This is a genomic window from Arthrobacter sp. SAFR-044 (genome assembly GCF_051965175.1).
Lineage (GTDB): Bacteria > Actinomycetota > Actinomycetes > Actinomycetales > Micrococcaceae > Arthrobacter.
In genome coordinates this window covers 143,312-165,122 of the sequence record NZ_JBQCMK010000009.1, presented here as the reverse complement: position 1 = coordinate 165,122, position 21,811 = coordinate 143,312, and the positions used below count along the sequence as shown (strand labels likewise).

Annotated in this window: 21 protein-coding genes and 6 tRNA genes; 11 read left to right on the top strand and 16 right to left on the bottom strand. The window is 67.2% G+C overall.

The features are described from left to right. Nucleotides 1–8: 8 nt before the first annotated feature. The 6 genes from ACTHQS_RS15185 to ACTHQS_RS15160 form a co-directional block, all read right to left on the bottom strand. Nucleotides 9–674, bottom strand: a complete 666-nt coding sequence (locus ACTHQS_RS15185) for a DUF3000 domain-containing protein (RefSeq protein ID WP_440170487.1) — start codon at nt 672–674, stop codon at nt 9–11. Between the two features lie 58 nt (nt 675–732). Next, on the bottom strand, nt 733–1,830 hold the full coding sequence (locus ACTHQS_RS15180) for a threonine aldolase family protein (protein ID WP_440170618.1): 1,098 nt from the start codon (nt 1,828–1,830) through the stop codon (nt 733–735). Between the two features lie 43 nt (nt 1,831–1,873). Continuing rightward, nucleotides 1,874–2,593, bottom strand: a complete 720-nt coding sequence (locus ACTHQS_RS15175) for an SDR family oxidoreductase (RefSeq protein ID WP_440170485.1) — start codon at nt 2,591–2,593, stop codon at nt 1,874–1,876. Then, nucleotides 2,590–3,957, bottom strand: coding sequence for a DUF6421 family protein (locus ACTHQS_RS15170; RefSeq protein ID WP_440170484.1), 1,368 nt, complete (start codon nt 3,955–3,957; stop codon nt 2,590–2,592). The genes ACTHQS_RS15175 and ACTHQS_RS15170 overlap by 4 nt, the downstream gene beginning before the upstream one ends. Before the next feature lie 168 nt (nt 3,958–4,125). Beyond that, entirely contained in the window at nt 4,126–4,644 is a 519-nt protein-coding gene (gene msrB, locus ACTHQS_RS15165) for a peptide-methionine (R)-S-oxide reductase MsrB (RefSeq protein WP_440170482.1), read from the bottom strand. A gap of 14 nt (nt 4,645–4,658) precedes the next feature. Then, nucleotides 4,659–5,150 (bottom strand): hypothetical protein, encoded by a 492-nt coding sequence (locus ACTHQS_RS15160; protein ID WP_440170480.1) that lies wholly within the window; start codon nt 5,148–5,150, stop codon nt 4,659–4,661. A gap of 185 nt (nt 5,151–5,335) precedes the next feature. On the opposite strand from ACTHQS_RS15160, the gene ACTHQS_RS15155 reads away from it, so the two are divergent. The 4 genes from ACTHQS_RS15155 to ACTHQS_RS15140 all read left to right on the top strand — a co-directional run bounded on the left by ACTHQS_RS15155 (nt 5,336) and on the right by ACTHQS_RS15140 (nt 10,966). Then, the gene (locus ACTHQS_RS15155) at nt 5,336–6,655 is read left to right on the top strand and encodes an alpha/beta hydrolase family protein (RefSeq protein WP_440170477.1); all 1,320 of its coding nucleotides are present in this window, start codon (nt 5,336–5,338) and stop codon (nt 6,653–6,655) included. 1 nt (nt 6,656) lies between these two features. Then, nucleotides 6,657–8,228: a succinic semialdehyde dehydrogenase gene (locus tag ACTHQS_RS15150; protein ID WP_440170474.1), complete on the top strand. Its 1,572-nt coding sequence runs from the start codon at nt 6,657–6,659 to the stop codon at nt 8,226–8,228. Between the two features lie 32 nt (nt 8,229–8,260). Next, on the top strand, nt 8,261–9,094 hold the full coding sequence (locus ACTHQS_RS15145; protein WP_440170472.1) for an SDR family oxidoreductase: 834 nt from the start codon (nt 8,261–8,263) through the stop codon (nt 9,092–9,094). A 144-nt stretch (nt 9,095–9,238) separates the two neighbouring features. Further along, nucleotides 9,239–10,966 (top strand): multicopper oxidase family protein, encoded by a 1,728-nt coding sequence (locus ACTHQS_RS15140; RefSeq protein ID WP_440170470.1) that lies wholly within the window; start codon nt 9,239–9,241, stop codon nt 10,964–10,966. A 29-nt stretch (nt 10,967–10,995) separates the two neighbouring features. Here ACTHQS_RS15140 and ybaK read toward each other — a convergent pair whose 3' ends face one another. Genes ybaK through ACTHQS_RS15125 form a run of 3 tightly spaced genes read right to left on the bottom strand, consistent with a single transcriptional unit; the run spans nt 10,996 to nt 12,926 of the window. After that, nucleotides 10,996–11,508 carry a Cys-tRNA(Pro) deacylase gene (gene ybaK / locus ACTHQS_RS15135; RefSeq protein ID WP_440170616.1) on the bottom strand — a complete coding sequence of 171 codons (513 nt, stop codon included), beginning with the start codon at nt 11,506–11,508 and terminating at the stop codon, nt 10,996–10,998. Nucleotides 11,509–11,518: 10 nt separating this feature from the next. Further along, nucleotides 11,519–11,971: a SufE family protein gene (locus ACTHQS_RS15130; RefSeq protein ID WP_440170467.1), complete on the bottom strand. Its 453-nt coding sequence runs from the start codon at nt 11,969–11,971 to the stop codon at nt 11,519–11,521. Nucleotides 11,972–11,999: 28 nt separating this feature from the next. After that, a complete protein-coding gene (locus tag ACTHQS_RS15125) occupies nt 12,000–12,926 on the bottom strand; it encodes a sulfurtransferase (RefSeq protein WP_440170464.1) in 927 nt (308 codons plus the stop codon). Between the two features lie 214 nt (nt 12,927–13,140). Between ACTHQS_RS15125 and zapE the strand changes: the two genes are divergently transcribed. Continuing rightward, on the top strand, nt 13,141–14,178 hold the full coding sequence (gene zapE, locus ACTHQS_RS15120; RefSeq protein WP_440170462.1) for a cell division protein ZapE: 1,038 nt from the start codon (nt 13,141–13,143) through the stop codon (nt 14,176–14,178). Here zapE and ACTHQS_RS15115 read toward each other — a convergent pair. From ACTHQS_RS15115 to ACTHQS_RS15085, 7 genes are all read right to left on the bottom strand, one after another. Beyond that, the gene (locus ACTHQS_RS15115; protein WP_440170459.1) at nt 14,175–15,398 is read right to left on the bottom strand and encodes a benzoate/H(+) symporter BenE family transporter; all 1,224 of its coding nucleotides are present in this window, start codon (nt 15,396–15,398) and stop codon (nt 14,175–14,177) included. The genes zapE and ACTHQS_RS15115 overlap by 4 nt on opposite strands. 141 nt (nt 15,399–15,539) lie before the next feature. Next, nucleotides 15,540–15,803 (bottom strand): antitoxin, encoded by a 264-nt coding sequence (locus tag ACTHQS_RS15110; RefSeq protein WP_440170457.1) that lies wholly within the window; start codon nt 15,801–15,803, stop codon nt 15,540–15,542. 148 nt (nt 15,804–15,951) lie between these two features. Continuing rightward, nucleotides 15,952–16,023 (bottom strand) — tRNA-Val (locus ACTHQS_RS15105). A gap of 33 nt (nt 16,024–16,056) precedes the next feature. Then, nucleotides 16,057–16,129: transfer RNA gene (locus tag ACTHQS_RS15100), tRNA-Gly, on the bottom strand. A gap of 57 nt (nt 16,130–16,186) precedes the next feature. After that, a tRNA-Val gene (locus ACTHQS_RS15095) sits at nt 16,187–16,258 on the bottom strand. 37 nt (nt 16,259–16,295) lie between these two features. Further along, nucleotides 16,296–16,366, bottom strand: a tRNA-Cys gene (locus tag ACTHQS_RS15090). A 47-nt stretch (nt 16,367–16,413) separates the two neighbouring features. Further along, a tRNA-Gly gene (locus ACTHQS_RS15085) sits at nt 16,414–16,486 on the bottom strand. A 327-nt stretch (nt 16,487–16,813) separates the two neighbouring features. On the opposite strand from ACTHQS_RS15085, the gene ACTHQS_RS15080 reads away from it, so the two are divergent. The 6 genes from ACTHQS_RS15080 to rpe all read left to right on the top strand — a co-directional run bounded on the left by ACTHQS_RS15080 (nt 16,814) and on the right by rpe (nt 21,786). Next, nucleotides 16,814–16,885 (top strand) — tRNA-Val (locus ACTHQS_RS15080). A gap of 104 nt (nt 16,886–16,989) precedes the next feature. Beyond that, entirely contained in the window at nt 16,990–17,844 is an 855-nt protein-coding gene (locus ACTHQS_RS15075; RefSeq protein ID WP_440170455.1) for a cytochrome, read from the top strand. A 77-nt stretch (nt 17,845–17,921) separates the two neighbouring features. Continuing rightward, a complete protein-coding gene (def, locus tag ACTHQS_RS15070) occupies nt 17,922–18,524 on the top strand; it encodes a peptide deformylase (RefSeq protein ID WP_440170452.1) in 603 nt (200 codons plus the stop codon). Further along, a complete protein-coding gene (fmt, locus tag ACTHQS_RS15065) occupies nt 18,521–19,441 on the top strand; it encodes a methionyl-tRNA formyltransferase (RefSeq protein WP_440170450.1) in 921 nt (306 codons plus the stop codon). The genes def and fmt overlap by 4 nt, the downstream gene beginning before the upstream one ends. Beyond that, complete coding sequence (locus ACTHQS_RS15060; protein ID WP_440170448.1) at nt 19,438–21,027, top strand: RsmB/NOP family class I SAM-dependent RNA methyltransferase; 1,590 nt, start codon at nt 19,438–19,440, stop codon at nt 21,025–21,027. Before fmt ends, ACTHQS_RS15060 begins: the two co-directional genes overlap by 4 nt. Before the next feature lie 81 nt (nt 21,028–21,108). Next, on the top strand, nt 21,109–21,786 hold the full coding sequence (gene rpe / locus ACTHQS_RS15055; RefSeq protein WP_440170446.1) for a ribulose-phosphate 3-epimerase: 678 nt from the start codon (nt 21,109–21,111) through the stop codon (nt 21,784–21,786). Nucleotides 21,787–21,811 lie beyond the last annotated feature (25 nt).

Below are 21,811 nucleotides of genomic sequence, written 5' to 3'. Positions count from 1 at the left end.
AAGCCCGGTCAGCTCCTGCGCCGGGGCGGAAGGGCGGTCACGCCGTCGGGCAGGGGCGGCAGGCCCGCGAACGTGCAGACCATGTCCGACCAGGCTTCCAGGTGCGCCTGGACGTCGGACGAATCGGGTGTCCAGGAGGCCCGGAGTTCGATGTCGATGGAACCCGGGCGCCCAGCCAGGGTGCCAAAGCTTTCGGACAGGACACGGGTGGCCGTGCCGCCGGCTGCCCGGTAAGCCGCCTTGTGGTTCTCCAGCGCTTCCACCAGCCACGTCCATGCCACAGTTCCCAGCATCTGGTCGTTGCCCATTTCCGGTTCCAGCTCGGCCCTGATGTAGGTGACGATGCGGAACTCGCCGTCCCACACCGCCGAGCCGTCCGGATCATGCAGCAGGATGAAGCGTCCGGTGGCGAGTTCCGTCTCATCCTCGTCCGCAGCTCCTGCGGCGGCGGAACCGGACGCGGCGGCGAACGCCAGTGCCGCCGGTCCGTGAACGGGCGTGGACAGGCTGCTTGCGCCGGGGGCCATGACCTCAGCGCCAAGCGCGACGGCGAAGGGAGCCAACCGGGCGGGGGCAGGGATCTCGGCCAGGTGCAGTTCCTTGCGGCACCGGGCTTTCCTGAGGGTTCCCAAGGCGTGGAGAAAATCCGGGGGAACCTGGTCAAGTGCGTTCACCTTGGCAGATTACGGTGCGGGGCGGGGCATGGCAGGAAGGCTCGCCGTCAGCGGCCGGTCACCCCGCCCGGCCGTCCCGGTAGTCGCGCAGCTCATGGCGGATCGCAGCAGCAAAGGCATCAATATCGTCCTCTGTGGTGTCGAAGGAGCACATCCAGCGGACTTCCCCCGCCGCCTCATCCCAGTCGTAGAACCGGAAGGAACGGCGGAGCCTATCGGCCACGCCGGGTGGAAGGACGGCGAAGACGCCGTTGGATTCGGTCTTCTGGGTGGGGCGGACGCCGTCAATGGTGTCGACGGCGGCCCGCAGCCTGGCGGCCATGGCGTTGGCATGTGACGCGGAGCGCAGCCAGAGGCCGCCTTCGAGCAGGGCGATGAACTGGGCGGACATGAACCTCATCTTGGAGGCCAGCTGCATGTTCATCTTGCGCAGGTACACCAGGCCGTGGGCTGCCTCAGGGTTCAGGGCCACCACCACCTCGCCAAAGAGCAGGCCGTTCTTGGTGCCGCCGAAGGACAGGATGTCCACGCCGGCATCCCGGGTGAAGGCCCGCAGGGGGAGGTCCAGGTGCGCGGCCGCATTGGCCAGCCGTGCCCCGTCCATGTGCAGCTTCATTCCCTTGGCATGGACATGGTCGGCGATGGCGCGCACTTCCTCGGGCGTGTAGCACGTGCCCAGTTCGGTGGTCTGCGTGATGGAAACGGCCAGCGGCTGGGCACGGTGCTCGTCGCCCCAGCCCCATGCCTCCCGGTCGATCAGCTCCGGGGTCAGCTTGCCGTCCGGGGTGGGGACCTGCAGGAGCTTCATGCCGCCGATGCGCTCGGGTGCGCCGTTTTCATCCATGTTGATGTGTGCGGTGGAGGCGCATACCACGGCGCCCCAGCGGGGGAGCAGGGACTGCAGGGACAGGACGTTGGCGCCGGTGCCGTTGAAGACCGGGAAGCATTCGATGCCTGCGCCGAAGTGTTCAACCATCAGTTCCTGCAGCCGCGCGGTGTAGTCGTCCTCGCCGTAGGACACCTGGTGCCCCTCATTGGCCGCAGCCAGGGCTGCCAGCACCTCGGGGTGGACGCCGGAGTAGTTGTCGGAGGCAAAGCCGCGCACGCTGGGATCGTGCAGCCGCAGCGCCGCGCTTGTTTCTGCTGTGGTGGTCATAGGGTTGCTCACGCTTTCAGTCTAGGTACAGTCGCCGCGGGGGTCAGTCCGCCAGCCGGAGCCGGGCACCGTTGAGTTCGGCGGACGGCGTGTTGAACAGCCGTACGACGGCGGCAGCCAGGTCTGCCACGTCCGTGGCCCCCGGGAATTTCCGCTCGGGATGGGCGCGGCGGAGTTCATCGTCCACCAGCGCCTTGACCACCAGGATGCTCGCAGCAGCCTGGCTTCCGCGCTCCCCGGCGGCCCGGCGGAAGCCGTCCGCCATTGCCATGGTCCAGGCTTCCGCCGCTGCCTTCGCCGCAACGTAGCTGGCCACCGCTGCGGTTGGTTTGTCCAGGGCCGTGGAGGACACCATGGCAAACCTGCCCGAACGCGATGCGGCGATGTCCTCGAAAAAGACCCGTGAGACGTTGCGGAGCGTTGTGACGGCGCCGCGCTCCAGGAAGTCCCAGTCCTCGTCGGACTGGTCGGCGATGCCCTTGGCCCCGCGCCAGCCACCCACCAGGTGGATCACCGCGTCAACCGGCCCGAAGGTCGCGCAGAGCTGCTCCCGGAGCTGCCGGACGCCGTCGAAATCAGCGAGGTCGCACGTGAAAGGGGTAACGCCGTCGCCGGCGTTTTCCGCCGCTGCCCTGATCCTGGCCTGGTCCGATCCCACAACAGCCACGCGGTGCCCTGCCGCCGCCAGTGCACGCGCAACGGCGACGCCGGACGCGCCGCTGCCGCCAGTGACCAGGACGCGGGCAGCGCCGGAGCCGGTCACAGGGCGGAGCGGCCGGTGATGCCGGCGGTTGATTCAATGACGGGGCGTATCTTCTTCTCCAATGCCTCGTAAAACATGGACAGCGGGAATTCGTCGTCCAGGACCTGGTCTGTGAGGCCGCGGGGTGTTCCCGCGAGTGGCAGCGCGTCCGGGCCCTTGGCCCACACGGAGGCCGGGTTGGGCGTGACGGTGGCCGAGACCAGCTGGTAGGCCGCCAGCCAGTGGGCGGTCTTGGGCCGGTCGATGGAGCGCCAGTAAAGGTCGTCGATGCTGGCTCCCAGGGAGATCACGGCGTCCGCCACCTCATCCCAGTCGATGGTAAGCCGGGTGTCCGTCCAGTGCAGTACGTGCTGCTGGTGCAGCCAGGCGAACAGGAGCTGGCCACCCAGTCCGTCGTAGTTGCGGACCCGGCTGCCAGTGATGGCGAAGCGGAAGATGCGGTCGAAGATGATGGCGTACTGCACCAGCTTCGCGTGCCGCCGGGCGTCGGGGTCGGCGTCGTCGTCCTTTTCGATGCGGACCGATTCACGGAACGCGGTGAGGTCGCAGCGCAGTTCCTCCAGGGAGTACAGGAAGTAGGGCATCCGCTGCTTGATCATGAAGGGATCGAAGGGCAGGTCGCCGCGCATGTGCGTCCGGTCGTGGATCAGGTCCCACATGACGAAGGTTGCCTCGGTGAGGTCCTGGTCAACGAGCAGCTCGGCTGCGCCCTCCGGGAGCTCCAGGGAGGTGATCTCCGCGGCCGCCTTGAGCACGCGGCGGAACCGGGCGGCTTCGCGGTCGGCGAAGATGGCCCCCCACGTGAAGGTGGGGGTCTGGCTGACCGCTACCGTCTCAGGGAAGAGGACGGCGGAGTTGGTGTCATAGCCCGGCGTGAAATCGACGAAGCGGATGGGGACAAACAGCTTGTTGGAGTACTCCCCGGCTTCCAGTCCCGCGATGAACTCGGGCCAGATGACCTCCACCAGCACTGCCTCCACCAGCCGGTTGCTGCTGCCGTTCTGGGTGTACATGGGGAACACCACCAGGTGCTGCAGGCCGTCGTGGCGCTGCGCCTGGGGCTGGAACGCCAGCAGCGAAGACAGGAAGTCCGGGGCGGCGAAGCCGCCGGCGGTCCAGGTCCGGAAGTCAGCGCACGCGGCCTCCAGGTAAGCGGCATCATGGGGAAAGGCAGGGGACAGGGCCGTGATGGCGTCCACGATGGTTTCCACGTACCGGGCGGCTGCCGCGTGGTCCGCGGACTCGGGAACGGATCCGTCCTGGACCTGGAGGGCCTGAAGGGCGGTAGCTGCGCCCTTGAGCCGGAGCCAGTCCTGGTCCTGCGCGGAAATCCCGGTAACGGCGGTGGTCAGGGTCTCTGTCATCGTCGGCTGCCTTTCTGGTTGCTTGCTTCTCTGGTGAGCGTAACAAGCAACCAGCAGGACTTATGCCCAAAGGGCTATTGGGTAAGGAGAACTTAGCCTTAGGGCCTGGTGACTGGAACGAGGCCTGCCTTCCGCTGTGGGATCAGTGCAGGCCCGAACCTGGTCCTTTCAGCTTTGCGCCGCGTCTTTCGCGTCGTCCTTTTCCACGAGCCGGAGGGACACCGAGTTGATGCAGTAGCGCTGGTCCGTGGGGGTGCCGTAGCCCTCGCCCTCGAACACGTGGCCAAGGTGCGAGTCGCAGGCGGCGCACCGCACCTCAACGCGGTCCATTCCCAGGGTGCGGTCATGGATGTACCGGACGTTGCCCTCTGCCAGGGGAGCCCAGAAGGAAGGCCAGCCGCAGTGGGAATCGAACTTCTCATTGCTGGTGAAGAGTTCGGCGCCGCACGCCCGGCACTGGTACACGCCCTCCGTGTGGGTGTCCCAGTATTCGCCCGTGTAAGGCCGTTCCGTGCCCGCGTGCCGCAGGACCTGGTACTCCTCCGGAGTCAGTTCCTGGCGCCACTGGGCATCACTTTTTTGGACCGGCGCCTCACTGGGCGTGGCCTCCTGGGTGCTGCCGTGCTGCGTTCCGCCATCAACGCCTGGTGCCTTGTTGCCGAAGATGCTGTTTCCAAAGATGCTCATAGCTTTCCCAACGCTCAGGAGTCGCCGATAAATCCCGAGCCCGCATACAGGTGGAGCACGGGGACGCCGAGTTGGTCCTGTGCCTTGTTGGCCCAGTCGGTGTGGAAGGTATCGGCCACGGCATGCGGCCGGGTGATCACCACGGCCTGGGAAGCGCCGGTTTCCCGGACCTTGGCTACCAGGCCGTCCACAGCCTTGCCGTCCACCACCTGGCCGGCCACACCGGAGCCCAGTCCCTCGAGCGCCGCGAGCGAGGCTGCCAGGGTTTCGTCGGCGTGCGCCCGTTCGGCGGCGGCGTCAGGGTTGCGTGCGGCGAGCTCGCGGAAAGCCTTGGCAACATCCAGCATGGACAGGTTTTCAAGGAAGTCCACCAGCAGGTGCCGCTCCGTGTTCGCCGGCACCAGGACCAGGAGACGGCTGTCCGCGCCGTCCACGAGCCGTTCGATGTTAACGCGGTCGTCCGCGCCAAGCGGTTCTTCAGTCAGGATGACGATGGGATCACTCATGGCCTTAGCCTAGTCCTGCCCGCTGGCCCCCGCACTGCACCCGCCCTTGCACAGCACCGGCCCTCGCACAGCACCGGCCCTTGCACAGCACCCGGGTCAGTCCTTGGCCGGCCGTGCCGTGCCGCGGCGTGCCGGTCCCGTTCCGGAATGCAGGTATCTGCGGCAGGGCCGGTAAGAATAGTGCCATGGCACCTTTCCGGCGAGCGCGCCCTGCAGTGACGGCACCCACCAGGGAACCAGGCGGGGTGTCGCCGGGGGCCAAGTGGGCCATTGGCGGCGCCATCGCAGGTGGCTCGGTGGCGAGCCTGCTGGGAGCGGGCTCCTCGGCGCTCGCCGTGTACTTTGCACGCCGGGTCATTACTCCGGCACGGCAGCGCGTGGCCGACAAGGAAGTCCTGGCGGTGATCCGCGACGGCCAGCAGCAGCAGGTGATCCTGGCCGCCAACGATGACACCACTGTGGACGGGGTCTACGGTTTCTTTTTCGACGGCGGGAAAGGGCACGCACGGATCGGCCGCATTGTTTCCTACTCGCCTGCCGAGCGGACGGTGCTGCGGGAGGTCGAAGCCGTGTACAGCGGGGATCTGTCCACGGCCCGCTGGGGATGGTGGAGCGGCGCCACCTACCCGGACCCCGCCGCCGTCGGAATTCCTGCCGAGGACGTGCTGATTCCCGTTGAGCGCGGCGAGGCTCCTGCCTGGCTGGTCCGGGCAAAGGGTCCGGCACGGACCTGGGCCATCATGGTGCACGGCCGTGGGGCCACCCGGCAGGAAGCGCTGCGGGCGGTGGGGCCGGCGCTGGAACTGGGCCTGACCAGCCTGCTGGTGTCCTACCGCAATGACGGACTGGCGCCGTCAGCCGATGACGGGCGGTACGGCCTGGGTTCAACGGAGTGGCAGGACATCGAAGCTGCCATCGGGTACGCGCTGGCAAACGGTGCCGAGGAAGTTGTCCTGTTCGGCTGGTCCATGGGAGGAGCGATTTGCCTGCAGGCCGCGGACCTCTCGCGCCACCGGCACCTGATCCGGGCGATGGTGCTGGACGCACCGGTCATCGACTGGGTAACGGTGCTGGCGCACCACGCCCAGCTGAACCGGATCCCGTCGCTGGTGGGAAGGTACGGCCAGCTGATGCTGGGCCACCCGTTGGGACGCCGGCTAACGGGACTGTCGGCGCCCGTGGACCTGAAAGTGATGGACTGGGTATCGCGGGCCGTCGAGCTGCGGACGCCCACGCTGGTCATCCACAGCGTGGACGACGAGTACGTACCGTATGGACCGTCAGCCCTGCTCGCCGAACGGAACCCGGACATGGTGACGTTCGAGACCTTCAACCACGCACGGCATACCAAGGAATGGAACGTGGACCCCGAGCGCTGGGAACGGCTGGTGAAGGCCTGGCTCCGGCGGCAGCTCGCACCCCGCCTCAACCCCGGATCCGGGCCTGGTCCGGCCGCGGGACTTCCTCCGGAAACGCCTGTCCCGCCGACGCCGGCGGGAGCGTGAAATGCCGAAACAACGCGCGGCAGGAGCCGTAACCGACCGCGGCAGGGAGCTGGCCGCAACCCTCGCGGCCCTGGTGGCGTCACCCCCGGACCGGCCCGTCCAGGCCTCACACGCACCCTTCGACGGCACCCTGCTGGGCGAAGTACCCGTCAGCACGGAGGACGACGTCCGTGCGGCCGTCCACACTGCACGGATGGCGCAGGAGCTTTGGGCAGGCCAGCCCCTGGCCGCGCGCCGGGCCGTGGTTGCGCGGTTCGTGGCGCTCCTGCTGGACCGGGAGCAGGACATTCTTGACGTGGTCCAGGCGGAGAGCGGCAAATCCAGGTTGAGCGCGTTCGAGGAGTTCGCGGACGTTGTGCTGACCGCCGGCTACTACGAGCGGAACGCTGAGCGGTATCTTCGTCCACGCCGGCGGAAGGGGGCGGCGCCGGTCTTGACCCGCACCACCGAATACCGCATACCCAAAGGCGTGGTGGGGGTCATCAGCCCGTGGAACTACCCACTGACCCTTGCGGTCTCGGACGCCATCCCGGCCCTGCTGGCGGGCAACGGGATCGTCCTGAAGCCGGATTCACAGACGCCTTTCACGGCCCTGCTGATGCTCAGGCTCCTCCGGGAAGCCGGCCTTCCAGCGGACCTGTTCCAGGTCGTCACCGGTCCGGGCACTGCCATCGGGCCGGCCCTGATTGGGCGGGTGGACTTCCTGATGTTCACCGGGTCCTCCAAGACCGGCAAGACCGTCGCCCGGCAGTGCGGTGAGCGGCTGATCGGCTTCTCCGCTGAACTGGGCGGCAAGAACCCCATGCTGGTGCTGGCTGACGCCGACATAGGCAAGGCGGCCGCCGGCGCTGTGCACGCCTGCTTCTCCAACTCCGGCCAGCTGTGCGTCAGCATCGAGCGGATCTACGTCCACGCTGACGTCCATGACAGGTTCCTTGCGGCGTTCACCGCCAAGGTGGAAGGAATACGCCTGGGTGCCGGTCCGGACTGGGAGATTGGCATGGGGTCCCTTATCAGCGTGGCACAGGTGGACCGGGTGGACCGCCACGTCCAGGACGCGCTCGCCAAAGGCGCGCAGCTGCTCACGGGCGGACGGCGCCGGCCGGACCTGGGCCCGTTGTTCTATGAGCCGACTGTCCTGACGGGGATTACGGACGACATGCTCCTTGCCAGGGAAGAGACATTCGGGCCGGTGGTCGCCGTCTACCGGGTCGAAGACGACGACGCCGCAGTCGCCCGGGCCAACGATTCGGATTTCGGCCTCAACGCCAGTGTCTGGTCCGCCGGCCACGGGGAAGCGGTGGCCCGGAGGCTGCTGACCGGGACCGTCAACGTCAACGAAGGCTACGCGGCCACCTGGGCCTCCCATGACGCGCCGATCGGGGGCATGAAGGACTCCGGGGCCGGCCGCCGCCACGGCCGGGAGGGCATCCTCAAATACACGGAGCCGCAGACCATCTCCGTGCAACGGCTGCTCCCGGTCGCCCCCGCCCCTGGAATGTCCAACTACGCCTACGCGCGGATCATGAAAGGCGCCATCACGCTGATGGGCCGCTTCCCCCGAAACCATTGACGACGTCAGTACCCAACCCGAGGAGAACTGGGATGGCCAAAGGAACCCGACTTGCCGGCGCAACCCTGCTGGTCACTGGAGGCGGAAGCGGCCTGGGCCGCCGCATGGCGCTCGCCGCCGCCCGGCGCGGAAGCCGGGTGGTGATCTGGGACCTGGATGCGGCAGCCGGTGCGGCGGTCCGCGACGAGATCCGGGCGGCCGGCGGCAAGGCCGACGCCCAGTGCGTGGATGTCACTGACCGGGACGCGGTCAAGGCTGCCGCGCTGGAGGCGGGCGCGGTGGATGTCCTGGTCAACAATGCGGGGGTCGTCAGCGGCCAGCGGCTCCTCGATGCCACGGATGACGCCATCGAACGGACCATGAACGTCAACGTCCTGGCCCTCTACTGGGTTACCCGCGCGTTCCTGGGCGGGATGGCGGAGCGCCGGCGCGGCACCGTGGCCACTGTCGCCAGTGCCGCGGGCCTGGTGGGAGTCGCCCGGCAGACCGACTACTCCGCCAGCAAGTTCGCCGCCGTCGGCTTCAACGAATCACTCCGCGCGGAACTCCGGGCGGACCACGCGGACGTCAACACGCTGGTGGTGTGCCCCTTCTATATCAACACGGGGATGTTCGACGGCGTCCGGACCCGCTGGCCCCTCCTGCTTCCGATCCTTGAGGAAGAAGACGTGGCAACCAAGATCCTGGACGCAATCGAAGCCGGGCACCGGAAGCTGGTCCTGCCGCCCCTGGTGAACCTGCTGCCGGTCCTGCGGGTGCTGCCGGTCGGCGCCCTTGACCGGCTCATGGACGTGCTGGGAGTCAACCGGACCATGGACCACTTCACCGGCCGCACTCCGGGCCGCACCGGAGGAAATACCGGGTAGGGCCCGCACCTTTCGGCGGGGGACCCGTGACCCTGTGACCGGCCAGTGCGGGGAGTCTATCCTGCTGCTCAAGGGGGGAAACCTGCGAAGAAATGGGGCCCCGAAATGCGCATGACAAGACGACAACTGTTACAGGCTGGTGCTGTGGCCGGGGCGGGACTCCTGGCCCCGCCCGGCATATCTGCAGCCGCGGCGCGCGGCCCTGCGGCCGGCCAACAGGCCATGTTCACCGAGCAACTGCCCACCCTGGCCGAGTTGGGCGTCCTGGACATGCGGGGCGGGGGCCGTGCGGCGCTGTGGGTCCGTAACGCCTGCCACCAGTTCCAGGAAAAGATGGGCCCGGCGAACACCCTGGCCTACCAGGAGGCCGGCTCATCGAGGACCTGCCTGGGGCCCGTCATCATCGCCAGGAAAGGAGTTCCCTTCGAGCTGAAGGTCCACAACGCCGCCGAATACCATCCCCTCGCTTCCGCCATCGACAGCGAACTGGTCCCCCGCGGCAGCGACGATGCGAAGCGGCCGCGGATGTCAGTACACCTTCACGGCGGCAACGTCAGCCCGCAGTCCGACGGCGGTCCGGACCAGGCTTTCGTTCCCGGCCACTCCTACACATACCACTATGGCAACAACCAGGATGCTGCGGGGCTGTGGTACCACGACCACGCGCTGGGAATGACCCGCTTGAACATCTACGCGGGGCTCGCTGGAAGCTACCTGCTCAGGGACGGGATCGACACCGGGGACGGTACGCACCTTCCGCCACCGCCGTACGAGGTGCCGCTGATCATCCAGGACAAGATGTTCAACCCCGACGGTACGCTCGCCTACCCGCCCAACCCCGACCTGAAAGGCCCGGACGGGGCGCCCCGCCCCTGGGCGCCCGAGTTCTTCGGAGACGTGGCAACCGTCAACGGCAAAGCCCGGCCGAACCTCGACGTCGCCCGCGGCCAGTACCGCTTCCGCGTCGTCAACGGCTCCAACGCCAGGTTCTACGACTTCACGTTTGATGCCGGCGGCCCGGCGCTGGCCTTCCACCAGATCGGGTCCGACGGCGGGCTACTCAACGCGCCCGTCCTGCTGGACCGGCTGGTAATTGGCCCGGGAGAACGGGCGGACCTCGTGGTGGACTTTGCCGGGCTCCGGGCCGGTTCGCGGGTGGTCCTGCGCAACAGCGCCCGGGTGCCCTATCCGGACGGGCCGGAATCAGTGGCGGGTGGCGCGGTGCCACTCCCATACATCATGCAGTTCACCGTCACCTCCCGGACCGGCTATACCGTGCCCCTGCCAGCCCGGCTGCGGGAGGATAAGGAAGTCACCAGCCTGCGGGAGGCAACGCCGGCCAAAACCCGTCGGATGGCGCTCGTGGAAGTAGCCAACGCGGACGACGTTCCCGTCATGGCCCTGCTCAACAACAGGATGTTCGACAGCCCGGACACCACCGAAGTGGAGAGCGACACCATGGAAGAGTGGCAGCTCGTCAACACCACCGAGGACGCCCACCCGATCCACCTGCACTTCACCCAGTTCCAGGTGCTCAACCGGCAAAAGTTCCAAGCCGACGCCTACCTGGAGCAGACCGGCTATATTGATCCGGCAACCGGCCTGGTCACACCGGGGCAAGGAGAAGCGGTGGACGTGGAGCGCTTCCTCATCGGCCGGCCCAGGGACGCGGCCGCCAACGAGCAGGGCTGGAAGGACACCGTGGTGGCGCTGCCGGGCGAAGTCACCAGGATCCGGGTTCCGTTCGGTGCAGGGGCGGCAGGCGGAAAGCCCCTGGCCATTGGCTCATCCTTCAAGGGCGACTACGTGTGGCACTGCCACATCCTGGAGCACGAGGACAACGACATGATGCAGCGGTACACCATCAAGTAGCAGACCGCGCCAGCACCAGGACCGGGCGGTCAAGGCCGGGGATTCCCGGCGGCCAGGGAGCTGATGGGCGCGGTGACGGCGTCCGTCAGCCTGGCCAGGTCGGCCGGGGCCAACTCAACATCCAGGCCCCGCCTGCCGCCTGAAACCAACACGGTATCCAGTGCCAGGGCGCTGGAGTCCAGCACCGTGGGGGAGGGCTGCCTTTGCCCGAGGGGGGAAATGCCGCCCAGTACGTATCCGGTGCGCCGCTGGGCCGCCGCGGGGTCGGCCATCGCGGCCTTCTTGGCTCCCAGCGCCGCAGCCATGGCCTTCAGGTCAAGGGTGCCGCTGACCGGGACGATGCCCACCGCGAGCCTGCCCTCCACGTCCACCATCAGGGTCTTGAAAACGCGGGACGGATCGATCCCCAGGGCCTCGGCCGCCTCCGTGCCGTAGCTCGCTGCCGCGGGGTCATGGGTGTACGGATGCAGCACAAAGGGAACCCCGGCCGCGGTCAGTGCCGCTGTGGCCGGGGTTCCCTGTGAGTTGTTCCTGCGCGCCATGGAGGCGGGGTCACGCCTGGCTGCGCGATGCTGCGGCAACCTTGCGTTTGATCCTGCCCAGCATGGCCGTCATGCCACGCATGCGCAGGGGCGTAATGGCGCGCGTCAGCCCCAGCAGTTCCGGCATGTCGTCCGGCACGGACAGGATCTCTTCGGCGGTCAGGCCGTCCAGGCCCTCGTGCAGCACCCCGGCAAAACCGCGCGTGGTGGGTGCTTCGGGCGGTGCCTTGAAGAACAGGCGGACCGCGCCGTCGTCGTCGTTTTCCGTCTCGATGGTCAGGAACAGCGGCGACTGGCACTCCACCACCTGCTCCAGGAGCTCGGGGTGGTCTTTGAGCCGGTCCGGGAGTTCGGGCAGTCCCTCCGAGAACTCCAGCAGCAGCTGCAGCCTCTCGGGTTCGGACAGGGCCTGGAAATCGTCCACGATTGCCGCCAGGGCGGAAGGCAAAGCTTGAGTAGTCATCGTTCCAAGTCTACGCGGGGGAGCCTGGTCAGGCTCCGACGGGGACGGGAACGGAACCGCGCTCCGCACCCTTGACGATCGGCACCCGCACCGCGTTGCCCCACTCGGTCCACGATCCGTCGTAGTTGCGGACGGACTCAAACCCCAGGAGGTACTTCAGGGCGAACCAGGTGTGGCTGGACCGTTCGCCGATCCGGCAGTACGCCACGACGTCGTCGCCCTCGGACAGGCCGGCCTCGCCCAGGTAGATGGACTCCAGCTCTTCCCTGCTGCGGAAGGTGCCGTCGGCGGCAGCGGCACGGGCCCACGGGATGGAGGCTGCCGTGGGGATGTGGCCGCCGCGAAGGGCGCCCTCCTCCGGGTAGGCCGGCATGTGGGTCCGCTGTCCGGTGTATTCCTCGGGGGAGCGGACATCGATCAGCGGGCCGGTGCCCAGGTGTGCCAGGACATCATCCTTGAAGGCGCGGATCGGAGCGTCGTCACGCTCAACCACCGGGTAGTTTCCGGGAGCGGGAGCAGGCCGGTCCTTTGTCAGTTCGCGGCCTTCGGCAACCCACTTGTCCCGCCCGCCGTCCAGCAGCCGGACGTCCTGGTGGCCGAAGAGCTCGAAGACCCAGAGGGCGTAGGCGGCCCACCAGTTGGACTTGTCGCCGTAGATGACCACGGTGCTGTCGCGGGAAATGCCCTTCGACGCGGCCAGTTCAGCGAAGGCGGCACCGTCAACGTAGTCGCGGGAGACCTCGTCATTCAGGTCCGTGTGCCAGTCGATCTTGACAGCGCCCGGGATGTGACCGGTTTCGTAAAGGAGCACGTCCTCGTCGGATTCCACCACGATGAGTTCGCCGCGGGCCACGGCGCCGCTTTCAACGGCGGCAGCAAGCCATCCAGTGGAGACCAGCCGCTCCGGGTGGGCGTAGGCTGCGAACTTCTCATTCTGTTCAACCGGGTAGGGCATGGCTTGGCCTTTCAGTAAGAGCACGGGAAACCGTGGAACATGCATTGGAACCTGTTCCCACCCTAGCCAGCGCCCGTGGGCTTGTCCGTATTCCGTTAATAGGACGAAATGTTGCCTTCATCACCCCTGGGACGGCAGGGCGGCGTTCAAACCGGGGACGGCCCGCGTTGCCGGTATCCTTTCTGGGGACCAACCACCAGCAGAACGGACCACCTTGGTACAGATCGAACAGCTTGCCGCCCGCACTCCGGCAGTTTCGGTGGATGAACTCCTTAAGGGCTTCTACCCGTCGCCCCGGTTCGGGGAGGTTTCCTTTTCGAGCTACCGCCCGGACCCCAAGCAGCCCAGCCAGGCTGCCGCCGTCCGTGCCCTGGAGGGATTTGCCGACGGCGTGGGGTCGGGTAACGGAGGCGGGCTTTTCAAGAAGCTGTTTGGCAAGAAGGACGAGTCCAGGGCGGGAATCTACCTGGACGGCGGCTTCGGCGTGGGCAAGACCCACCTGCTCGCGTCCCTGTGGCACGCGTCCCCGGGCCCCAAGGCCTTCGGAACCTTCGTGGAGTACACCAACCTGGTGGGTGCCCTCTCGTTCCGCAAAACCGTCGATGCCCTGAGCAGCTACCAGCTGGTGTGCATCGACGAATTCGAGCTGGACGATCCCGGCGACACCGTCCTGATGTCCCGGCTCATGCGTGAGCTGGCTGACGCCGGGGTGAAACTCGCCGCCACCTCCAACACGTTGCCTGGCTCCCTGGGCGATGGCCGGTTCGCCGCTGTGGACTTCCAGCGCGAAATCCAGGTCCTGGCGGACCAGTTCGACGTTATCCGCATCGACGGCGAGGACTTCAGGCACCGTGGCCTCCCGGCCGCCCCGGCACCGTTGAGGAACAGCGAGCTCAACGCGCACATGAAGGCGGAGTTCGACGGGAAGACGGTGGCACAGGATGAGTTCTCCACCCTCATCCACCACCTGGCCGGGGTGCATCCCAGCCGCTACCGCCAGCTGATCCACGGCATAGACGGCGTGGTGTGGCGCAACGTGGAGACCATCACGGAACAGGCTGTAGCGCTGCGGTTCGTGGTCCTGGCGGACCGGCTCTACGACAAGGACGTGCCCATCCTGGCCAGCGGCGTCCCCTTCGACAAGCTGTTCACCGAAGAGATGATGGCCGGCGGGTACATGAAGAAGTACTTCCGCGCCGTCTCCCGCCTGACCGCGCTGGCCCGTGAAGGCCAGAACCACGAGCCCTCCTAGGCGGACTTCTTCCCGGACCGGGTGCCGGGCCGCAGCACCAGGCGGACCACCAGCCCGGCCAGGAGCGCCCAAAAAGCGGAGCCGATCCCGGCGAACGCCAGGCCTGACGCGGCCATCAGGAACGTGACGGCCGGGGCGATCCGGTCGCCCGGGTCCGCCAGGGCTGTCGAGACCGCCGAAGCGAGGGTGCCCAGCAGGGCCAGCCCGGCAACGGCTTCAAGCATCCCGGCCGGCGCCCTGCTGACCACCGACACCAGGGTGGCCGAGAAAGCAGCCAGCACCAAGTAGGCCAGGCCAGACGTGAAGCCCGCGACCCACCTCCTGTTTCGGTCCCCGCCGGCTTCCTCGCCGGCGGCCAGGGCAGCACTGAGCGCTGCGAGATTAATGGCGTGCCCACCGAAGGGCGCACCCGCCACAGTTCCCGCTCCCGTGACGAGCATTGCCGGCCGCCACGGCGTCTCATAGCCGAAGGACCTCAGGACGGCCACCCCGGGAATGTTCTGCGACGCCATTGTCACCACGAACAACGGGACTGCAAGGCCTGCCATGGCATGCAGGGTGAACGCGGGTGTGGTCCAGGCCAGCGCAGGGACGAGGGCACCCGGTGCAGGTGCTCCCGCCGACGCCAGGGTAATTCCGATCACACCCAGGGCCACGAGCAGGGCTGCCGGCACCGCCCACCGCGGAGCGAACTTCATCATCAGCAACCAGCAAAGGATCACTGGCACTACAAACACCGGGACCGAACCGAGGGCCTTGAAGGGTGCCAAACAAAGCTGGAGCAGGACGCCCGCCAGCATGGCCTGCGCCAGGGAGGACGGGATGCGCGCCATCAGCCTGCCCAGCGCCGGCACCATGCCGGCCAGGGCCAGCAGCAGCCCTGCACCAAGGAAGGCTCCGACGGCGGCCGGCCACCCGCCGTCGGGCACTCTCGACGCCGCAAGCAGTGCTGCGCCCGGTGTCGACCAGGCCAGGGTCACCGGGACCCGGGAACGCCACGCGAGCAGCAGGACGCCGAGGCCGACGGTGAGCGTCAGGGCCAGCAGGCCGGACGCGGCCTGGGCCGGGTCAGCACCCACTGCCTTAAGGCCGGCAAGGACCACGGCGAAAGATGACGTGAAGCCCACCAATGCTGTGACGATCCCGGCGACGACCGGCCGGGAATTGGTCCGGGCCAGTCCGGGCGTGGCTGCAGTTGCGGGTGCGGGGGACTTGGGCATACCGGCAGGTTACCGGCGCAGGTTTACTAACCGGCAATTGAGGCTGCGAAAGCCGCCCTTAAACGCCAAAGGTGCGGGCGCCGCCTCCCGGCGGGACCCGCACCTCCTTGACGTGCCGGGCAAAGCCCTGGCCAAATCCTTTTACGGAGCCCTGTCAACCGGCGGAACCGGGTTTCCAGGAGCTGCCGGGGGAACCTGCTCGGCGGCAGGTGCCTGCCCCGGGGTGCCGTTCTTGTCAATGAGCTTGGAAGCGCCATCCTGGATCTTGTCGACGTGGCCTGCGTACTTGCCGCCGGTCCTGGTGTCGACGAAATCGCCGGCCTTGTTGATGCCGTCCTTGATGGCCTGCTCGTTGCCGCGGATGAGACCCTGAGCCTTGCCCTTTAGATCGTCAATCAAACCCACGGGCACCTCCCTTCTGTCGCGGAGCCAGGTCGCTCCTCGCGCATTCGATACTATCCGCGGGCAGGAGGTGTGCCAAGGGAATCACGTTCGCCTGCAGCGGATGCGGCGGAAACGAAAAAAGCAGCTCCGGAGAGCTGCTGTGTATGTGTGGGCGATACTGGGATCGAACCAGTGACCTCTTCCGTGTCAGGGAAGCGCGCTACCGCTGCGCCAATCGCCCGGAACCGGAAGACCGGCATATGGGATAAAAGAGAGCGGACGACGAGATTCGAACTCGCGACATCCACCTTGGCAAGGTGGTGCTCTACCAGCTGAGCTACGTCCGCATGTGTGCAGTTTGTTCCGGGTATCCGGTGGCACTGCCGGCAAGTTGCCTTGCCGAGTGGGCGATACTGGGATCGAACCAGTGACCTCTTCCGTGTCAGGGAAGCGCGCTACCGCTGCGCCAATCGCCCATTGCATCCGGAAATCCGGAAACCATGGTTTTCACCGAGGTGGGTACGGGATTCGAACCCGTGTATACGGCTTTGCAGGCCGCTGCCTCGCCTCTCGGCCAACCCACCGTGTTAGCGTCAATTCCGAAGAACGTTAGCTGTGACAGTGTCCTGCGAGCGGACGACGAGATTCGAACTCGCGACATCCACCTTGGCAAGGTGGTGCTCTACCAGCTGAGCTACGTCCGCATTTTGGAGGCTTGATTCCTTGCCGTTTCCGGCATTTCCTCGCGTTCCAACGAGTAAAAACAATATAGGAGGTTCTGGGAAACTCCAAATCGCGTCGACGTGCCAGGCCCACATGACCCGTACTGCCGCGTAACGGCGCGGATTTTTCGAGTTACAGCCATGTAATTTGAGCTCGTACGGAAGGCGGCGGCCCACGCGTGGTGCCGTCGGCTGCCCTACTTTCCTCCATGCGGGCGGGGGGCGAATCCGGCGGCCGGCCCCGCTTTCCAGCGCGGTGCCGCCGATTTTTGAATTGGGGCAGAGGTGGGCTAGCATTCAAATGCATCGGGGCGATTGGCGCAGTGGTAGCGCGCTTCGTTCACACCGAAGAGGTCACTGGTTCGAACCCAGTATCGCCCACCGCAGAGGTCCGTTTCCGCTCATCAGCAGCGGAAACGGACCTTTTTTGCGTGCGGCTCCTGCCGCCGGAGATTTTGTCGGCCCCCTGTGAAAGAGTCCTTTGTATGACTGATCCGCTTCTCGCCCACGCCACCGAATACGGCCGGATGTACGCACGGTCAACGTCCGAGCAGTTTTCAGTACCCTCCATCACCACGGTGATCAGCCAGCAGCCGCATGGCCTCGATGGCTGGTTCGGCTACATGGGGGCCAGCAGCCTGGCCAATGACCCGCTGCTCTCCGACTGCCTGGGGAGCCCCGCCAAGATTAAGCAGGCCATCAACCGTGCGGCAAAGGCTGCCGAAACCTATCGGGACGACGCCGCACGGCGCGGGGACCGGGTCCACAACTACTGCGAGCAGGTGGCCCTGCGTGCGCTGGGACGCCCGCATGCCGTGAAGGAAGCCCGCGACGCACTGGCCGCCAACGGTGAGGAGGCCTTCGCCGTGCGCTTCGACGAGTGGTGGGAACTCTTCCGCGTGGAGCCCATCGCCCCGGAAATCACGGTCTGGAACAACTCGGTGGGGTACGCCGGAACCCTTGACCTCGTGGCAAGGATCAACGGACGCATTTGCCTGATCGACTACAAGACCAAGGGCACCACGCGGGACGGACAGGTCAAGCCCCTGGATGACAAAGTGGTGATGCAGCTCGTGGCCGGCATGAAGGCGGAAGAGAGCCTCGTGGATCCGGAGGCGGGAACCTGGGAGCCCTGGAGGTACGGTGAGGACCCGGTCCTGCTGGCCGTGGCCATCGGGGAGACAGAGGTCCGGCCCGTCCGCGCCAACCCGGAGGTCCTTAAGCACCACTGGTGGAAGTTCTGCGCCCTCCGCCGTGTCTGGGAACTGTCCGCCGACACCATCAGCGCGGGCACTGCGCTGCTGCCCATCGCACCCCCGCCCCTGGCCCGCACCGCCTAAGGCGACGGTGCACGTGGAGACACTGCACCTAAACTGGATAGGTTCACTTTCCCGCCAACCGTGAGGACACCCAGCGCATGGCTATTCTGAATATCCGCATCATCGGCGATCCTGTGCTGCGCACAGTTGCCGATCCCGTGACGGAATTCGGACCCGAGCTTGCCAAACTGGTCGCCGACATGACCGAGACCATGGAGGACGTGGACGGAGCCGGCCTCGCCGCTCCCCAGATCGGCGTCAGCAAGCGCATCTTCACCTACCGGATCGACGGCGTTGAAGGCCACATCATCAATCCCGTTCTGGAGAACAGCGACGACTACCAGCCGGACCACGTGGAAGGCTGCCTGTCCATCCCGGGACTCGGCTTCCCGGTCCGCCGCTTCCGTGCCACCCGCGTCACCGGCGTGGACATGCACGGCAACCCGGTTACCGTTGATGGTGAAGGCATGCTGGCACGCTGCTTCCAGCACGAAAACGACCACCTGGACGGCATCCTGTACACCGACCGCCTTGAGGGCGAGGACCGGAAGGCGGCTCTGCGGTCCATCCGCAACGCCAATTACGACGCCGTCGCCGGGCGCACCACGGCCAAACGCGCCAAGAGTGTTGGCTCAAGTTTCGGCGGGGGAAGCTTTGGTGGAACCAGCACCCCCGGCTCCAGCTTCGGCGCAGCCGGGTGAGGGTCCTCTTCGCGGGGACACCCGCCGTCGCCGTGCCATCCCTGGACGCACTTGTTAATGCAGGGTTCAATGTCGTCGCCGTCCTGACCCGTCCCGACGCGCCGATAGGCCGGAAACGCGTGCTGACGCCGTCGCCCGTTGCGCAGCGGGCCGCCGAACTCGGCATCGAAGTGATCCACGCTGCGCGCGTAGACGCAGACGCCATTGCCGGGATCTCCGCCGTGCAGCCGGACATTGCCGCCATCGTTGCCTACGGCGGACTGGTTCCTCCTGCCGCCCTGGGCATCCCACGCTACGGCTGGGTCAATCTGCATTTCTCCCTCCTGCCCGCCTGGCGTGGAGCTGCTCCGGTGCAGAGGTCAGTCATGGCCGGAGACGATGTCACCGGCGCCGTAACCTTCCAGCTCGAGGAAGGCCTGGACACCGGGCCCGTGTTCGGCACCCTGACGGAGACTGTCAAACCCCAGGACACCGCTGGTGACCTTTTGGAGCGGCTGTCACACAGCGGCGCGGTCCTCCTGGCCCAGACGCTGTCTGCCATCGATGCCGGAAAAGCGGCGCCGCAGCCACAGGCCGGCGATGTCACACTGGCGCCGAAACTGACCCTGGAGGACGGCCACCTCAACTGGGCCCACCCCGCCCTTGCCATCAGCAGGCAGGCCCGCGGTGTCACCCCGGAACCCGGCGCCTGGACCCTGCTGGACGGGCAGCGGGTCAAACTCGAGCCCGTCCGGCTCCGGCAGGATGTTTCCGGGCTCGCCCCGGGAGCCGTGGCCCTGCAGGGCAAGGCCGTGCTGGTGGGGACAGGTTCGCACGCGGTGGAACTTACCCGAATCCAGCCCGCCGGGAAAAAGATGATGGCCGCCGCCGACTGGGCGCGCGGTTTGGCTTCACTTGAGAGCGTGGTGTTCGAATGACCGGATCCGAAGGCAACTCAGGCGGCCAGGCCGGCAGCGGCGGACCTGCCGGCGGCGGCCGTGGCAACGGCGGTCCCCGGGACGCCAGCCGGCGGAACGCCAAGGGGCGGGAACGCAACCGCGGGCCGCAACGGAGCTTCACCGAGCAGGCGCCGTCCCAACGCACCAGACGCGCAGATCCCGCCCGCCTGGTGGCCTTCGAGGTGCTCCGTGCCGTGGCGGCGGATGACGCCTACGCCAACCTGGTGCTGCCCGCACGGATCCGGCACCACCACCTGGACAAGCGGGACGCCGGATTCGCCACCGAACTGAGCTATGGGGCCTTGCGGAGCCAAGGCACCTATGACGCCATCCTGGCGCGGTGCGTGGACCGTCCCCTGGCCCAGCTTGATCCGGCCATCCTGGATGCCCTCCGCATCGGTGCCCACCAACTGCTTGCCATGCGGGTCCCCGCCCACGCTGCACTGGACCAGACCGTGGGACTCGCCCGCGCGGTTATCGGCGCCGGCCCGTCGACGCTGATCAACGCGGTCCTACGCAAGGTGGCCGCCCGGAGCCTCGAGGAATGGCTGGACCTGCTGGTGGAAGGCGAAACGGACGCTACCAAGGTAGCCGCGGTGAGGTACGCCCACCCGGAGTGGATCGTCCGGGCCATGCGACAGTCGCTCGTTGCCCACGGCCGTTCCGCAGCAGAGATCGACGATCTGCTGGAAGCGGACAATGACGCACCTGTGGTTAACCTCGTAGCCCTGCCCGGCCTCGGCAGCCTGGACGAAGCGCTGGAAAACGGCGCTACCCCGGGGGAACTGGTCGAAGGTTCCGCCCTTTCCAGCGGCGGGGACCTGGGCCGCCTGGCCTCCGTCCGTGCCGGTACCACCCGGGTGCAGGACGTCGGTTCCCAACTGGTGGCCAGGGCCCTGGCCGCGGTGGACCTCGGTGCGCCCGGGGGACCGGACGGCGCCGGAAGTGTATCCACGGGCGGTGACGCTGAAGCATGGCTTGATCTCTGTGCCGGTCCCGGCGGAAAGGCAGCGCTCCTGGGCGCGCTGGCACACCAGCATGGTGCCACGCTCCTCGCGAACGAGCCCGCTCCGCACCGGGCCAAGCTGGTCAGTCAGGCACTGTCCGCCGTCCCGCACGCCAGCTGGCAGGTCCGCACCGGCGACGGCCGGGAAGTGGGGGCCGAGCAGCCGGAGCGGTATGACCGCGTCCTGGTGGACGTTCCCTGCACGGGCCTGGGGGCACTCCGCCGCAGGCCCGAGTCCCGGTGGCGGCGCTCGCCCAAGGACATTGCCGACCTCGGGCCACTGCAGCGCGAACTGCTGGGATCGGCCCTGGCCGCTGTCCGCCCAGGGGGAGTGGTGGCCTACGTGACCTGTTCACCGCATCCCGCCGAGACTACCGCCGTGGTCGACGACGTTCTGCGCAAGCGCCCTGACCTGGAACTCCTCGACGCCGGTGCAGCCCTGGACGCGGTCAGCCTGACCGGGAGCCTCGGCGCCGGCCATGAGCTGACGGCGCAGCTCTGGCCCCACATCCACCACACCGACGCGATGTTCCTGGCGCTGATTCAGAAGAAGGCCTGACCAGCAGGAACGGCGTGACATCCAGCAACCACGGCGTGAATTACGTCGTGGGACCAGAACAACCAGTGAAAGGCACCCCCCGTGACGCAATGCTGCATCAACCCGAGCATCCTCTCCGCCGACTTCGTCAACCTTGAGGCCGAACTGCAGCGGATCAGCAATGCCGACGCCGTGCACGTGGACGTCATGGACAACCACTTTGTCCCCAACCTGACCATCGGGTTGCCGGTGGTACAGCGGATCCAGGCCGTCAGTCCCGTACCGCTCGACGCCCACCTGATGATTGCCGATGCGGACCGCTGGGCGCCCGGGTTCGCCGACGCCGGCCTGGCCTCGGTGACGTTCCACGCGGAGGCTTCCATTGCGCCCATCAAGCTGGCGCGGGAACTGCGCAGCAGGGGATCCAAAGCGGGCATGGCCTTGCGCCCCGCAACCCCGGTGGAACCCTATCTGGACATGTTGCCGGAACTGGACATGCTGCTCATCATGACCGTGGAACCGGGCTTCGGCGGCCAGGCGTTCCTGGACATCACGCTGCCCAAGATCCGCAGGGCCCGGGCGGCGGTGGAAGGCTCCGGGTTGGGGCTCGCAATCCAGGTGGACGGCGGCATCACGGAAGACACCATTGCCCGGGCCGCCGAGGCCGGGGCCAACGTTTTTGTGGCCGGTTCCGCCGTGTACGGCGCCGACGATCCGTCCGCCGCCATCGACCTGCTGCGCGCCAAGGGCAGCCGGACATTACGCGCGGCGACGGAATAACCGGGAGCCCATCCGGGTTGTGGCA